This window comes from Streptomyces violaceus (genome assembly GCF_036014075.1).
GTDB lineage: Bacteria > Actinomycetota > Actinomycetes > Streptomycetales > Streptomycetaceae > Streptomyces > Streptomyces violaceus.
In genome coordinates this window covers 6,645,604-6,659,499 of sequence record NZ_CP107911.1, presented here as the reverse complement: position 1 = coordinate 6,659,499, position 13,896 = coordinate 6,645,604, and the positions used below count along the sequence as shown (strand labels likewise).

Annotated in this window: 15 protein-coding genes and 1 riboswitch; of the genes, 7 read left to right on the top strand and 8 right to left on the bottom strand. The window is 71.8% G+C overall.

The genetic code is table 11. The features are described from left to right. Positions 1–219 precede the first annotated feature (219 nt). Positions 220–1,722, top strand: coding sequence for a phytoene desaturase family protein (locus OG542_RS29935; RefSeq protein ID WP_328414833.1), 1,503 nt, complete (start codon positions 220–222; stop codon positions 1,720–1,722). A 28-nt stretch (positions 1,723–1,750) separates the two neighbouring features. Here OG542_RS29935 and OG542_RS29930 read toward each other — a convergent pair whose 3' ends face one another. The 6 genes from OG542_RS29930 to OG542_RS29905 form a co-directional block, all read right to left on the bottom strand. Further along, positions 1,751–2,689, bottom strand: a complete 939-nt coding sequence (locus OG542_RS29930) for an SCO2102 family sporulation regulator (protein ID WP_328414831.1) — start codon at positions 2,687–2,689, stop codon at positions 1,751–1,753. A gap of 56 nt (positions 2,690–2,745) precedes the next feature. Then, positions 2,746–3,669, bottom strand: coding sequence for a methylenetetrahydrofolate reductase [NAD(P)H] (metF, locus tag OG542_RS29925; protein WP_311125216.1), 924 nt, complete (start codon positions 3,667–3,669; stop codon positions 2,746–2,748). Positions 3,670–3,774: 105 nt separating this feature from the next. Beyond that, complete coding sequence (gene thiE, locus OG542_RS29920; protein ID WP_328414829.1) at positions 3,775–4,434, bottom strand: thiamine phosphate synthase; 660 nt, start codon at positions 4,432–4,434, stop codon at positions 3,775–3,777. 353 nt (positions 4,435–4,787) lie between these two features. Beyond that, on the bottom strand, positions 4,788–5,153 hold the full coding sequence (locus tag OG542_RS29915; RefSeq protein ID WP_031131943.1) for an Rv2175c family DNA-binding protein: 366 nt from the start codon (positions 5,151–5,153) through the stop codon (positions 4,788–4,790). A gap of 78 nt (positions 5,154–5,231) precedes the next feature. After that, entirely contained in the window at positions 5,232–6,473 is a 1,242-nt protein-coding gene (locus OG542_RS29910; RefSeq protein ID WP_328414823.1) for an NAD(P)/FAD-dependent oxidoreductase, read from the bottom strand. A 32-nt stretch (positions 6,474–6,505) separates the two neighbouring features. Then, positions 6,506–6,856 carry a hypothetical protein gene (locus OG542_RS29905; RefSeq protein WP_311125219.1) on the bottom strand — a complete coding sequence of 117 codons (351 nt, stop codon included), beginning with the start codon at positions 6,854–6,856 and terminating at the stop codon, positions 6,506–6,508. Between the two features lie 52 nt (positions 6,857–6,908). Then, positions 6,909–7,020: riboswitch (TPP riboswitch) on the top strand. On the opposite strand from OG542_RS29905, the gene thiO reads away from it, so the two are divergent. The 5 genes from thiO to OG542_RS29880 all read left to right on the top strand — a co-directional run bounded on the left by thiO (position 7,018) and on the right by OG542_RS29880 (position 12,285). Continuing rightward, positions 7,018–8,187: a glycine oxidase ThiO gene (gene thiO / locus OG542_RS29900; protein WP_328414821.1), complete on the top strand. Its 1,170-nt coding sequence runs from the start codon at positions 7,018–7,020 to the stop codon at positions 8,185–8,187. (Overlaps the previous riboswitch by 3 nt.) Continuing rightward, positions 8,184–8,384 carry a sulfur carrier protein ThiS gene (gene thiS / locus OG542_RS29895; RefSeq protein WP_193480515.1) on the top strand — a complete coding sequence of 67 codons (201 nt, stop codon included), beginning with the start codon at positions 8,184–8,186 and terminating at the stop codon, positions 8,382–8,384. The genes thiO and thiS overlap by 4 nt, the downstream gene beginning before the upstream one ends. Positions 8,385–8,386: 2 nt before the next feature. Continuing rightward, positions 8,387–9,184, top strand: a complete 798-nt coding sequence (locus tag OG542_RS29890; protein WP_328414819.1) for a thiazole synthase — start codon at positions 8,387–8,389, stop codon at positions 9,182–9,184. A gap of 228 nt (positions 9,185–9,412) precedes the next feature. Continuing rightward, a complete protein-coding gene (gene pknB, locus OG542_RS29885) occupies positions 9,413–11,347 on the top strand; it encodes a Stk1 family PASTA domain-containing Ser/Thr kinase (protein ID WP_328414817.1) in 1,935 nt (644 codons plus the stop codon). Between the two features lie 59 nt (positions 11,348–11,406). Beyond that, positions 11,407–12,285: a deoxyribonuclease IV gene (locus OG542_RS29880; RefSeq protein ID WP_328414816.1), complete on the top strand. Its 879-nt coding sequence runs from the start codon at positions 11,407–11,409 to the stop codon at positions 12,283–12,285. A 10-nt stretch (positions 12,286–12,295) separates the two neighbouring features. Here OG542_RS29880 and OG542_RS29875 read toward each other — a convergent pair whose 3' ends face one another. Continuing rightward, a complete protein-coding gene (locus tag OG542_RS29875; RefSeq protein WP_193480511.1) occupies positions 12,296–12,946 on the bottom strand; it encodes a sulfite oxidase-like oxidoreductase in 651 nt (216 codons plus the stop codon). Positions 12,947–13,121: 175 nt separating this feature from the next. Between OG542_RS29875 and bfr the strand changes: the two genes are divergently transcribed. Next, positions 13,122–13,598, top strand: a complete 477-nt coding sequence (gene bfr, locus OG542_RS29870; protein WP_193480510.1) for a bacterioferritin — start codon at positions 13,122–13,124, stop codon at positions 13,596–13,598. A gap of 7 nt (positions 13,599–13,605) precedes the next feature. Here the strand turns inward: bfr and OG542_RS29865 are convergent, their stop codons facing one another. Next, complete coding sequence (locus OG542_RS29865; protein ID WP_193480509.1) at positions 13,606–13,839, bottom strand: (2Fe-2S)-binding protein; 234 nt, start codon at positions 13,837–13,839, stop codon at positions 13,606–13,608. Positions 13,840–13,896: the final 57 nt, after the last annotated feature.

Sequence of the window (13,896 nt, the reverse complement as noted above, 5' to 3'; positions counted from 1 at the left end):
GAAGGAGCGGATCGCGGGCCGGCCCCGTTCCGGCGCCCCGTGTCGCCGGTGCCGGAGCCGTGCCCCTTTCCGTGTCTCCACTCTCTCGTTCCCGCCGGTACTCCCCCATCCGCGCACGTACTCAACTCCCCCACTAGGTACTGGTACTCAGCCCTGCGCACGCGGCACCAGAAGGCGCTGTCAGCAGGGCTGTCGGTGGGGGCGGATAGAGTCCTTGGCATGGCACGGATTGCGGTGATCGGCGCCGGGATGGGCGCGCTGACGGCTGCCGCCCGGCTGGCCGTCGCGGGCCACCGGGTGGCGGTGTACGAGCGGACGGACACGTACGGCGGAGCGCTGCGCCGCTTCGAGCGTGACGGGTTCTCCTTCGACACGGGCCCCGGCCTGCTCCCCCTGCCGGCCGTCTATCGCGATCTGTTCGTCAAGACCGGCAAGGAGCCGCTGGAGGCGTGCGTCGAACTGGTCCAGGTCGACCCCTCGTCCCGGCACGTGTTCGCGGACGGCACCCGGGTGTCCCTGCCGAACGCCTCGCGCGCGGGCGTCGTCACCGCCCTGGACGAGGGTCTCGGCCCGGGCACCGGGAACCGGTGGGGCGACTTCCTGGTCCGGGCCCGCGAGGCCTGGGACCGGACCCGCCGCCCGCTCCTGGAGGAGCCACTGTGGCCGAACTGGCAGGTGCTGGCCGAGCGCGAGCCCTACCCGGCGGTGCCCCACAAGCGGCTGCTGCGCACCCGCCGGGCCGGCACGCTCGCCGAGATCGGCGCCTGGGAGCTGCGTGACCCCCGGCTCGCCGCACTCCTGGAGAGCCACGCCCTCACCCACGGCCTGGACCCCCGGGTCACCCCGGCGAGCGCGGCCGTACTCCCGTACATGGAGCACGCCTTCGGCGTCTGGTACGTGCGTGGAGGCCTGCGCGAGCTGGCGCGGGCGGTGTACGAGCGGTGCGTGGCCCGCAGGGTCGAGTTCCGTTTCGGCGCCGGCGTGACCGGGGTGCTGGAGAAGGACGGCCGGGCATCGGGAGTGGAACTCGCCGACGGGACGGTCGCGGAGGCGGACTTCGTGGTCGCCGGTATCGCGCCCGGCACACTGGACCGGCTGACGGCGGGGACGGTGGTGCGGGGTGCGGGCGAGGTGCCGCCGCAGCCCGCGTCGGCCAGTCGGCTCACGGTGCTGCTGGGCCTGCGCGGCGCCCGCCCCGAGGGCACGGCACACCGCACGGTGGTGCACGCGGCGGACCGGGAGGCCGAGTTGGACGCCCTGTTCGGCACGGCTCAGGCCAATCCGCAGCCCACGGTCACGGTCCTGCGGCCCGACGACCCGGCGCTGGTCCCGGACCGGGATCACGAGGCGGTCACCCTCACGACGGTGGTGCCCGCCCGGCCCGATGAACGCTGCGAGGTCTACGCCGCCCTCGCCGACACCATGATCAGCGTCGCCGAACGCGCCATACCCGACCTGCGCGACCGTCTCCTCTGGCACGAGGTGCGCACTCCGGCCGACATCGCCGAGGCGACCGGCGCGGAGGGCGGGGCGGTGCCGGCGCAGGCGCTGGCGGCGGCCGACGGGCGGCTGCTGCACCCGTCCAACAGCACGCGTGTGCCCGGCCTGTTCACCGTCGGCGGCTGGGCGCACCCCGGCGGCGGACTGCCGCACGCCGGCATGTCGGGCGCGCTGGTCGCGGGACTGGTCGTGGAGGGGCCGGGGTTCCGGGGCTCCCAGTGAGCCCACCGCCCCCGGCGGGATTCAGGCTTCAGAAACGGTACTGCTCGTCGAAGCCGTTGCCCTGCGCCTGCTGCTCGTTGCCCTGGTACGGGTACGGCTGCTCCGGCGGCAGCTCCTGCCCGTACTCGTCGGTGCGCTGCTGCGGGACCCACACACCGCCGGGCGGGCTCTCGCCGCCGTAGGTGCCGGCGTACTGGTCCTGGCCGTAGCCCTGCTGCTGGCCGTAGTACTGCTGGTCGCCGTAGCCGGTGTCGTACGAGGTCGCGCCGTAGTTCGGATTGCCGATGTACGGGTCGGAGTAGGCGGCGTACTGCTGCTGGTCCGCGGCGTCGTAGCCCTGCTGCTGGCCGTAGTCCGAGTAGTCGTAGGCGTAGGACTGGTCGGTGCCCTGGGCCGTGGCGGCGTACTGGTCGTGGGGTGAGCCCTGGTGGTACCCGGTGTCGCCGTAGACGCCGTAGGAGCCTGTGTCGTCCGGGATGGGCTGCGGCTCGTAGACGGCGGTGGTCTCGGCGGCCGTCGGATGGACCGGGCGCGCGGGGGTGAAGACGTCGTCGCGGTCGTAGTCGTCGCCCTGGCCGTAGGAGGCGGTGTCGCGGCGGTAGTCGCCGCCCTCGTCGCCGTAGCCGCCGCCCGCCGCCTCCATGCCGGAGACCTCGAGGGTCGGCTCCTGGCGGCCGCGCTCGCCGCGGCGGCGCTTGCTGCCGCCCAGCATCGGGGCGTTCATCGCCCAGCCGGCCGCGAAGCCGCTGCGGAACGACAGGGTGACGTAGGTCTGCCCGACCGCGAAGGCGGCCGCGCCCAGTCCGATCACGACGACCGAAGGGATCAGGACACCGACGACGACGCCGAGGAAGCCGGCGAAGGCGAGCAGCCGCCAGCGCAGCCGCGCCTTGTACTGCAGCAGCACCTCGCCCAGCAGCCACAGCGCGACGATGCCGAACGCGATGTAGAGGACCGCCCAGCCCATGTACGCCCCTCTCCCAGTGGCCGCTACGCAGTGTGTCGTATACCGGTGCGAACGGTCTAGGCCTGCGATGAGTGGTGCAGGCCCAGGTTCTCGTAGATTTCCAGGGTCGCCGTGGAGTTGTTGAGCGTGATGAAGTGCAAGCCGGGCACGCCCTCGGCGAGCAGCCGCGCACAGAACTCCGTGGCGAATTCGATCCCAATGGAGCGTACAGCGGCCGGATCGTCTTTTGCTGTGAGGATCCGCTCTTTCAGGGCGTCCGGGAACGCGGCATTGGTGAGGGACGGGATCCGCGCCAGCGACTTCACACTCGCGATCGGCATGATCTCGGGGATGATCGGGGTGTCGCAGCCGGCGGCCGCGACCCGGTCACGCAGCCGCAGGTAGTCCTCCGGCTGGAAGAACATCTGCGTGATCGCGTAGTCCGCGCCCGCGCGGCACTTGTCGACGAAGTGGCGGACGTCGGCGTCCCAGTCGCTGGAACGCGGGTGCATCGCCGGGAAGGCGGCGACGCCCACGCAGAAGTCGCCGGACGCCTTGATCAGCTCGACGAGTTCGGCGGCGTAGGCGAGACCGCGGGGGTGCGGCACCCAGTCGCCCATCGGATCGCCGGGCGGGTCGCCACGCAGGGCGAGCATGTTACGGATCCCGGCGTCGGCGTACTGGCCGATGATGTTGCGCAGGTCGGCGACCGAGTGGTCGACGGCCGTGAGGTGCGCGATCGGGGTGAGGGTGGTGTCGGAGGCGATCGCCTCGGTCGCCTTCACCGTGCCCGCACGGGTGGAACCGCCCGCGCCGTAGGTCACGGACACGAAGTCGGGCGCCACCGCCTCAACCCGGCGCAGCGCGTTCCACAGGTTCCGCTCGCCCTTCGGGGTCTTTGGCGCGTAGAACTCGAACGAGTACGTCGTCTTGCCGGTCGCGAGCATGTCGCGGACGGTGCGGGCGTGGTCCGACCTGATGGATGCGGTGCCGAGGGCCATACGGGCAGGTTAGCCAGGGGCGGTCGGTCCCCCAACCGGGCATCGATATTTGCCCGATTTGTGCACTTGTTGTCCACCCCTTGGACAAACCGGCCAACCGGCGGACTACTTCTCCCGCAGCCTCTTCGCGAACTCGGCCGCCGCCGCGCCCGGGTCGTCGGCCTCGGTGATCGCCCGTACGACGACGACGCGCCGGGCGCCCGCTTCCAGGATCTGGTCGAGGTTGCCGAGGTCGATGCCGCCGATGGCGAACCAGGGGCGGTCGGTGCCGAGGGCGGCGGTGTACCGGACGAGGTCCAGGCCGGGGGCGTGGCGGCCGGGCTTGGTGGGGGTGGGCCAGCACGGGCCGGTGCAGAAGTAGTCCACGCCGTCCTGCGCGGCGGCCGCGGCGGCCTCGGACTCGGCGTGCGTGGACCGGCCGATCAGGACGTCGTCGCCGAGGATCGCGCGGGCGGCCGGGACCGGGAGGTCGCCCTGGCCGAGGTGCAGCACGTGGGAGCCGGCGGCGTGGGCGACGTCAGCGCGGTCGTTGACCGCGAGCAGCTTCCCGTGCCGGGCACAGGCGTCGGCGAAGACAGCCAGCCGCTCCAGCTCCTCGCCCGCCTCCATGCCCTTGTCCCGCAACTGCACGATGTCGACCCCACCGGCCAGCACGGCATCGAGGAACTCCACGAGATCGCCCTGCCGCTTGCGGGCGTCGGTGCAGAGGTAGACCCGGGCGTCGGGGAGCTGAGCCCGTGCGGTGGTGGCGGCGGTGTCGGGCATGCGTGTCCCCCTGGGTGTCGGTGGCGTACGGGTGCGGACACCCGTGCCGGTGGCGGTGGCGTACGGGTGCGAGACGCACCCGAGCCTGTGGGATTACCGGGCGCCGGGACGCCCGTGCCGGCGTCTGTGCCGGGTGGGCGGCCGAAGCACCCTTGCGGACGGGGCGCGACCAAAGCGCCGGAGCGCCCCGTGCCGGTGCGGACAAGGCAGCCGCAGCCCGGGTGGCCCCCGCCCCGAGCGGGCGCGAGCCACCCCGGGACCGTGGCCCCACGGGCCGCGGCCCTTACTCCGGGCAGTTGTTCAGGTCCGGCCCCGCTCGCACGGCACCGGACGGTTGTTCCGTCGAGGCGGGGTCAGACCGCGAGCGCCTGGGCGCGGCGCTTCACCTCCGTGCCGCGATTCTCACTCAGTGCCTGCGCCGGGGTGCCGGGCAGGCTCGGGTCGGGGGTGAAGAGCCACTCCAGCATCTCCTCGTCCGTGAAGCCGTCGTCCCGCAGGAGCGTCAGGGTCCCGGACAGGCCCTTGACGACCTTGTCCCCGTCGATGAAAGCGGCGGGGACGTGCAGCGCGCGGTTCTCACCGCGGCGTACGGCGATGAGCTGGCCGTCCTTGACCAGCTGCCGCACACGCGTCACCTCGACACCGAACTGTTCGGCGATGTCGGGGAGGGTGAGCCAGGCGGGGACGAGAGCATCGATCTTTGCGTCAATCTCGGTCACGGAAACCAGCCTGCCATCCGCCACTGACAGTCGGAAGTCAGCCCGGCCCACCTCGGCGGACAACGTCCTCCTCGACAGCTACGCCGTCGCCGCCTTCAGCGGCCTGGCCGGGTCCGCGAGCAGCACCGGATTCATGGCGGCGCCCGACTCGATCAAACGACGCCCCTGCGCCAGGTCCCGGGGACGACCCACCGCCAGCAGCGCGACCAGCCGGTCGCCGCGGAGCCAGCACACCGTCCAGGCCGGCCCGGCCGGGTCACCCCGCCACAGAGCAGTGTCGGCGGCCGCGTGGTGCCCGGCGTACTGGACGAACCGCCCGAACTGCTCGGACCAGAAGTAGGGCACCGGGTCGTACACCGCCGGAGGCTCCCCCGAGGCCCGGTTGACGATGTTCAGGGCCACCGTGCGCGGCCCCTGGAGGGCGTTGTCCCAGTGGTGCACCAGCAGGCGCTCGCCGTATCGCCCCGAGGGGAAGGAGGCACAGTCGCCGACCGCGTACACGTCCGGCACCGACGTCCGCAGGTGCTGGTCGGACACGATCTCGCCCTGGGCACCGAGCTCCACTCCGGAGCCGGCCAGCCACGCCGTCGCGGGGCGGGCGCCGATGCCGACCACGACCGCGCCCGCCGGCAGCCGCGTGCCGTCGTCGAGAAGCACCGCCCCGGGCTCGACGCGCTCCACGCGCGCGTGCGTGCGCAGCACCGCCCCCGCCTCGGCGTACCAGCCGGCCATCGGGGCCGCGACCTCGGCGGGCAGTGCCCCGGCGAGCGGCCCTTCGGCGGCCTCCACGACGGTCACCGCGCAGCCCGCCTCGCGCGCGGCCGTGGCGAACTCCGCGCCGATCCAGCCCGCGCCGACGACCACGATGTCGTGCTTGCGGGCCAGCACGGGCCGCAGCCGCTCGGCGTCGTCCAGGGTGCGCAGCAGATGCACGCCCGGCACACCCTCCGCGCCGGCCAGCCGGACCGGTTCGGCGCCGGTCGCCACGACGAGGACGTCGTACGGCACGGGCCCGTCCTCGGTGTCCAGCTCGTGATCGCCGGGGCGCAGACCCGACACCTCGCAGCCGAGTCGCAGTTCGATGCCGAGGGCCTCGAAGTCGAGGTCGAAGGCGGAGCCCTCGGCCTTGCCGAGCAGGACGGCCTTGGACAACGGGGGCCGGTCGTACGGCTGGTGGGGCTCGGCGCCGATCAGGATCACGGTGCCGGTGAAGCCCTGCTCCCGCAGGGCGACCGCGGTCTGCACACCGGCCATGCCCGCGCCCGCCACGACCACGCGCCGCGGCGCGGACGAACCTGGTTCCTGCGTCTGCTCGCTCACCTGATCACCATAGACAACTGACATTTCGTCAGTCAGCGCTCATGCGCAGTGACCTGCTCCACAACGCTCGTCCCGCTGCCCTGCTGTGACTCCCACTCCCAGCTCTCCTCCAGCCGCACCCGCCCGTCGGGCAGCTCCACGACCGTCGACACACAGTGCCCGGAAGATGTGGTTCCGTCCTGCTTGAGCTGTACATAACGGAAGTCCAGCCTGTCACCTTCCCGGGTACCCACGAGGTGGCCGCGTACGACGTCGCCGCCCGTGTACTCGGCCCAGATCTCGCCGTCCTTCTCGTGGTACGTGAACCGGGTGCGGGTCCCCACCTGGCCCGGCGCCTGGTCGGCGACCGGGGCGAGGAGAAGACCGTCGAGGGATCGGGCCATGGACGGAGGCTCCCTTACTGCGACATACGCCATCGGGCTAGGGTGGCCAACGTAGAGCACTCGCGGGAGCCCGGACGCACCGGGCTGAGAGGGAGGCTGGCGGCCTCCGACCGTACGAACCTGATCCGGGTCATGCCGGCGAAGGGAGGGGCTGGACGCCCATGCCGCGTACGCCAACGTCAGACGTCCTCGTCATCGGGGGCGGGATCATCGGCCTGGTCACCGCGTGGCGGGCCGCGCAACGCGGGTTCGCCACAACCGTGGTGGACCCCGATCCGGGCGGCGGAGCCGCACAGGTGGCGGCCGGCATGCTGGCCGCCGTCACGGAACTGCACTACGGCGAGCAGACCCTGCTCGGCCTGAACCTCGTCTCCGCCCGGCGCTATCCGGATTTCGCGGCCGAACTCACCGACCTCACGGGCCACGACCTCGGCTACCGCCGCTGCGGCACGCTCGCCGTGGCCCTGGACGCCGACGACCGGGCTCATCTGCGCGAACTGCACGCCCTGCAGCAGCAGTCGGGCCTGGAGTCGCAGTGGCTGTCGGGGCGGGAGTGCCGTCGCCTGGAGCCGATGCTCGCGCCGGGCGTGCGCGGCGGGCTGCGGGTCGACGGCGACCACCAGATCGACCCGCGGCGGCTGGCCGGGGCGCTGGTGGCCGCGTGCGAGCGGGCGGGAGTGGTCTTCCACCGGGCGTGGGCGGAGCGGCTCACCGTCGTACGGGACCGGGCCGCGGGCGTCGTCACGGCCGACGGGACCGCGCTGGACGCGGGGCGGGTGGTGCTGGCCGGGGGCAGCCTCAGCGGGCGGCTCGCGGGCGTCCCGGAGGACGTGCTGCCGCCCGTGCGGCCGGTGAAGGGGCAGGTCGTACGGCTGATCATGCCGCAGCGGCACGGGCCCTTCCTGAGCCGGACCGTGCGCGCGGTCGTGCGCGGCAGCCACGTCTACCTGGTGCCGCGCGAGAGCGGCGAGCTGGTCATCGGGGCGACCAGCGAGGAGATGGGCTGGGACACCACCGTGACCGCGGGCGGCGTGTACGAGCTGCTGCGCGACGCGCACGAGCTGGTCCCGGGCATCACCGAGCTGCCCTTCACCGAGACCCGGGCCGGGCTGCGGCCCGGCTCCCCCGACAACGCGCCGCTGCTCGGCCCGACCGGTCTCGAGGGACTGCTGCTGGCCACCGGGCACTACCGCAACGGCGTCCTGCTCACGCCGGTGACCGGCGACGCCATGGCGCACCTCCTGTCGACGGGCGAACTCCCCGAGGAGGCCCGCCCCTTCACCCCGCAGCGCTTCAGTACCGCCACCGCACTCACGGAGCAGCCCGCATGAACATCTCCGTCAACGGGGAGCCCCGGGACGTCCGGCCCGGCACGGCTCTCGACACCGTCGTGACGTCGCTCACCGCCTCGCCCTCCGGGGTGGCCGCCGCACTCAACGAAACCGTCGTCCCGCGTGCACAGTGGCCGTCCACGTCCCTCGCCGAGGGGGACCGCGTGGAAGTCCTCACCGCCGTCCAAGGAGGCTGACCATGGCCGACGATCCGTTTGTCCTCGGTGGTACGTCCTTCACGTCCCGCCTGATCATGGGTACGGGCGGGGCGCCCAGCCTCGAGGTGCTGGAGCGGTCGCTGGCCGCGTCCGGGACCGAGCTGACGACGGTCGCGATGCGCCGTGTGAACCCTTCGGTGCAGGGTTCGGTGCTGTCCGTCCTCGACCGGCTCGGCATCCGGGTGCTGCCCAACACGGCGGGCTGTTTCACCGCCGGAGAGGCCGTCCTCACGGCCCGTCTCGCGCGCGAGGCCCTCGGCACCGACCTGGTCAAGCTGGAGGTCATCGCCGACGAGCGCACGCTGCTGCCCGATCCGATCGAGACGCTGGAGGCGGCCGAGACACTGGTCGACGACGGGTTCACGGTGCTGCCGTACACCAATGACGACCCCGTGCTGGCGCGCAAGCTGGAGGACGCCGGCTGCGCGGCGATCATGCCGCTCGGCTCACCGATCGGCTCCGGGCTCGGCATCCGCAACCCGCACAACTTCCAGCTGATCGTGGAGCACGCGCGCGTGCCGGTGATCCTGGACGCCGGCGCCGGTACGGCGTCCGACGCGGCGCTGGCGATGGAGCTGGGCTGCGCGGGTGTGATGCTCGCCTCGGCGGTGACACGGGCGCAGGAACCGGTCCTGATGGCCGACGCGATGCGGCATGCCGTGGAGGCGGGACGGCTGGCGTACCGGGCCGGGCGCATTCCGCGGCGACATTTCGCGGAGGCGTCGTCGCCGGGTGAGGGCATGGCTGTGCTGGATCCTGAGCGGCCTGCTTTTCAGTAACTGTGCGAGGTCGCTGGGGTCGGGTGGGTCCGCAGCCCGGCGATGCGGGGTGCCGCCTGCGCCCACCCGTGCCGCCCTGGGGGCACCTCCCAGGCCCTTGAGGCACTGGGGGAGGCACGCCTGCCCTCAGCCCAGGCAGGTAGGGCACACGTCACAGGTCCGCTTCAGTCCCGCCCCGATAGCGGACGCGGCGAGTGGCTGTCGGTCGTGGCTCGTACACTCGCCTGCGTGGACACGACCCTTCAGGACCCCTTGGTCGGGCAGGTGCTCGACGCCCGGTATCGCGTCGACGCGCGGATCGCGGTCGGCGGGATGGCCACGGTCTACCGGGCCGTGGACACCCGGCTGGACCGCGTTCTCGCGCTCAAGGTGATGCACCCCTCGCTCGCGGCGGACGTCTCGTTCGTCGAGCGGTTCATCCGCGAGGCGAAGTCCGTCGCCCGGCTGGCCCATCCGAACGTGGTGCAGGTCTTCGACCAGGGCACCGACGGCTCGTACGTCTATCTCGCCATGGAGTACGTCGCGGGCTGCACCCTGCGGGACGTGCTGCGCGAGCGCGGGGCCCTGCAGCCGCGCGCCGCCCTGGACATCCTGGAGCCGGTGCTGGCCGCCCTGGGCGCCGCCCACCGCGCCGGATTCGTGCACCGGGACATGAAGCCCGAGAACGTCCTGATAGGGGACGACGGCCGGGTGAAGGTCGCCGACTTCGGACTGGTCCGTGCCGTGGACACGGTGACGAACACCACAGGGACCGTGCTCGGCACGGTCGCCTACCTCGCGCCCGAGCAGATAGAGAACGGCACCGCGGACCCCCGCGTCGACGTGTACGCGTGCGGGGTGATGCTGTTCGAGATGCTGACCGGCGACAAGCCGCACGACGGGGACTCCCCGGCCGTGATCCTGTACAAGCATCTGCACGAGGACGTCCCGCCGCCGTCGGCCGCCGTGCCCGGTCTGGCCTACGAGCTGGACGAGATGGTGGCCTCGGCGACCGCCCGCACCCCGGACATCCGCCCGCACGACGCGGTGGCGCTGCTCGCGCAGGTCCGCGACGGGCGCGCCGGGCTGAGCGCGGAGCAGCTGGACGTGGTGCCCCCGCAGGCCCTCACCGCGGAGCACGACGGCGCCGACGACCGTACGAGCGTGATCCCGCGCGCGCTGGCCACACTTCGCCCGCTGCCGGTCAACGAGGACGACGAGACCTCCGAGGCGGCGCTCAACCGCACCAGCCGTTTCGAGTCCCCGCCGCCCCCGCCGTCCCGGCGCCGCCCGGGGTCCCGGCGCGGCCCGCTGGCGATCGTCGCCGCGGTCCTGCTCGTGCTCGGCCTCGGCGCCGGCATCTGGTACATCAACTCGGGCCAGTTCACCGAGGTCCCCCCGCTGCTGGCGAAGACCCAGACCCAGGCCGAGAGCCGGCTGGAGGACGCTGGGCTCGAGCTCGGCAAGGTCGAGCACGCCTACAGCGACACCGTGGAGCGGGGCCAGATCATCAGCTCCGACCCGAAGGCCGGGACGCGCATCCGCGGCAACGACTCGGTGAGCATCACCGTCTCCGACGGGCCCGAGACGGTGCGGGTGCCCGCCCTGGAGGGCCAGAAGCTGGCCAAGGCGCGGGCCCAGCTGAAGGCGGACGGTCTTGAGCCGGGCATGGTCACGCGGGAGTTCAGCGAGGACGTGCCGAGGGGCTCGGTGATCTCCGCGCGGCCCGCCGACGGCACGAAGGTGCGCGCGGGCACGGCCGTGGCGCTCGTCGTCAGCAAGGGCAGCCCCATCGACATCCCCGACGTCACCGGCGCGGACGAAGCCGACGCCCGGGCGCAGCTGCAGGACGCCGGGCTCAAGGTGAAGGTCGCCACCGAGCGGGTCAACTCCTCCGAGTTCGACAAGGGCCAGGTCGCCCAGCAGACCCCGAAGGCCGGCGGCCGGGCGGCCGAGGGCGACACGGTGACGCTGACGCTGTCCAAGGGCCCCGAGATGATCGAGGTCCCGGACGTGACCGGCGACAGCGTCGACGACGCCACGCGGACGCTGGAGAGCGCCGGGTTCCAGGTCGACGAGGACCGCGGTCTGCTCGGCCTGTTCGGCGACGAGGTCAAGGGGCAGTCCGTCGAGGGCGGCCAGACCGCGCCCAAGGGTTCGACGATCACCATCAAGATCAGGTGACCAGCGCGGGCAGGGAGCCCGTGGACGGGGCAGGGCCGGCCGCATGACACCCTGAACGGGTGAACAATCAGCTGTCCGGCCCCTCCCGCAACCCCGTGGGCGGCCACGTTCCCGTGGCCGGTGGGCTCAACTCCGTAGGCCTGTCGTACGCCCGTGATCTCCAGGCCGAGACCGTTCAGGTCTTCGTCGCCAATCCGCGCGGCTGGGCCACACCGGCCGGCAATCCGAAGCAGGACGAGGCGTTCCGCGCGGCGTGCGAGGCCGAGTCGGTCCCGGCGTACGTCCACGCTCCCTACCTGATCAACTTCGGCTCGCACACCGAGGCGACGGTGGAGCGGTCGGTGGAGTCGTTGCGGCACTCGCTGCGCCGCGGGCGGGAGATCGGGGCGCTGGGCGTGGTCGTGCACACCGGCAGCGCGACCGGCGGCAGGGGGCGGTCCGTGGCGCTGAAGCAGGTACGGGAGCAGCTGCTGCCGCTGCTCGACGAGCTGACCCACGACGACGACCCGTATCTGCTGCTGGAGTCGACCGCCGGCCAGGGCGCCTCCCTGTGCTCACGGACCTGGGACTTCGGCCCGTACTTCGAGGCGCTGGACGCCCATCCGATGCTGGGCGTGTGCCTGGACACCTGCCACATCTTCGCCGCCGGGCACGACCTGACCGGCCCGAGCGGCATGCACCAGACGCTGGACCTGCTGGTGGACACGGTCGGCGAGGGCCGGCTGAAGCTGATCCACGCCAATGACTCCAAGGACGTGGTGGGCGCGCACAAGGACCGGCACGAGAACATCGGCGTGGGCCACATCGGGGAGGACCCCTTCCGGGCCCTGATGACGCACCCCGCGACCGAGGGCGTGCCGCTGATCATCGAGACGCCGGGCGGCAAGGAGGGGCACGCGGCGGACGTGGAGCGGCTGAAGAAGCTGCGCGACTGCTGACGGCTTCAGATCAGAGGTCCGGGCCGTCCCCGGGCCCCTCCTGATACGAGTAGCGCTGCTCCTGCCACGGGTCGCCGAGGTTGTGGTAGCCGCGCTCCTCCCAGAAACCGCGCCGGTCGGCGGTCATGTACTCCACGCCGCGCACCCACTTGGGGCCCTTCCAGGCGTACAGGTGGGGCACGATCAGTCGCAGCGGGAAGCCGTGCTCGGCGGTGAGGAGTTCGCCGTCCTTGTGGGTGGCGAACAAGGCCTGCTCGGAGGCGAAGTCGGACAGCCGGAGGTTGGAGCTGAATCCGTACTCGGCCCACACCATCACATGGGTGACGTCGTCCGCGGGCGGAGCGATGTCGAGGATGGTGCGCGCGGGGACCCCGCCCCACTCGGCGCCCAGCATGCTGAACTTCGTGACGCAGTGCAGATCGGCCACGACGGTGGTGTACGGCAGGGCCGTGAACTCCTCGTGGGTCCAGCAGTGCTTGCCGCCGCCGGCGGTGGCGCCGAAGACCCTGAACTCCCAGCGCTCGGGCCGGAACTTGGGGACGGGCCCGTAGTGCGTGACCGGCCAGCCGCGCTGCAATCGCTGTCCCGGCGGAAGCCCGGGCTGCGTCGCTCCTGCTGAATCGCGCCCTTCTCCCGATTCACGTCCCACCGGCTGACCCATGTGTCCATCCTGACAGACCTCGGGTCATGCCCCTGACCCGGGCCATTCCAAATCAGGGCATTTAGAACTAAGCATGCCCTTACTTACTAAGTGAAGACTTACTGGACGATCTTCTTCCGCGGTGGAATCATGCGGCGCAACCTGCCAGTTCTTACGCGTGGAAGGAGCCTCTGCTATGCAGGGCGACCCCGAGGTCCTCGAATTCCTGAACGAGCAGTTGACCGGCGAGCTGACGGCGATCAACCAGTACTGGCTGCACTACCGGATCCAGGACAACAAGGGCTGGACCAAGCTCGCCAAGTACACGCGTGAAGAGTCCATCGATGAGATGAAGCACGCGGACAAGATCACCGAGCGCATCCTCATGCTGGACGGCCTGCCCAACTACCAGCGGCTCTTCCATGTCCGGGTCGGCCAGACGGTCACCGAGATGTTCCAGGCCGACCGGCAGGTCGAGGTCGAGGCGATCGACCGCCTCAAGCGCGGTATCGAGGTGATGCGCACCAAGGGCGACATCACGTCCGCGAACCTCTTCGAGTCGATCCTCGAGGACGAGGAGCACCACATCGACTATCTGGACACGCAGCTCGAACTCATCGAGCAGCTCGGCGAGGCGCTGTACCTCGCACAGCAGATCGAGCAGCCGAGCTAGCGCCTGCCTAGGCGGCGTCTTCCAGTTCCGAGAGCACCTGCTCGCCCCGGTCGGCCAGGTCGCGGCGAGGACACGCACCCCTGCCGAGGAGCGCCTGGATACGGCGTACGCACGACCCGCAGTCCGTGCCCGCCTTGCAGGCGGAGGCTATCTGGCGGGGAGTGCAGGCGCCGCTGTCCGCGTGCTGTTTGACCTGCTGCTCGGTGATCCCGAAGCAACTGCAGATGTACACGCGGCTCACCTCCCGGCAGGGTTCGTTTTCTGGCGCCGTCCCGTTAATCGGTGAGGCTAACCTAAC

Bases quoted from the DNA above. Each gene is read 5' to 3' on its own strand.
- OG542_RS29935 (WP_328414833.1), top strand. From the start codon at position 220: ATGGCACGGATTGCGGTGATCGGCGCCGGGATGGGCGCGCTGACGGCT.
- OG542_RS29930 (WP_328414831.1), bottom strand. From the start codon at position 2,689: ATGGGCTGGGCGGTCCTCTACATCGCGTTCGGCATCGTCGCGCTGTGG.
- metF (WP_311125216.1), bottom strand. From the start codon at position 3,669: ATGGCCCTCGGCACCGCATCCATCAGGTCGGACCACGCCCGCACCGTC.
- thiE (WP_328414829.1), bottom strand. From the start codon at position 4,434: ATGCCCGACACCGCCGCCACCACCGCACGGGCTCAGCTCCCCGACGCC.
- OG542_RS29905 (WP_311125219.1), bottom strand. From the start codon at position 6,856: ATGGCCCGATCCCTCGACGGTCTTCTCCTCGCCCCGGTCGCCGACCAG.
- thiO (WP_328414821.1), top strand. From the start codon at position 7,018: ATGCCGCGTACGCCAACGTCAGACGTCCTCGTCATCGGGGGCGGGATC.
- thiS (WP_193480515.1), top strand. From the start codon at position 8,184: ATGAACATCTCCGTCAACGGGGAGCCCCGGGACGTCCGGCCCGGCACG.
- OG542_RS29890 (WP_328414819.1), top strand. From the start codon at position 8,387: ATGGCCGACGATCCGTTTGTCCTCGGTGGTACGTCCTTCACGTCCCGC.
- OG542_RS29875 (WP_193480511.1), bottom strand. From the start codon at position 12,946: ATGGGTCAGCCGGTGGGACGTGAATCGGGAGAAGGGCGCGATTCAGCA.
- bfr (WP_193480510.1), top strand. From the start codon at position 13,122: ATGCAGGGCGACCCCGAGGTCCTCGAATTCCTGAACGAGCAGTTGACC.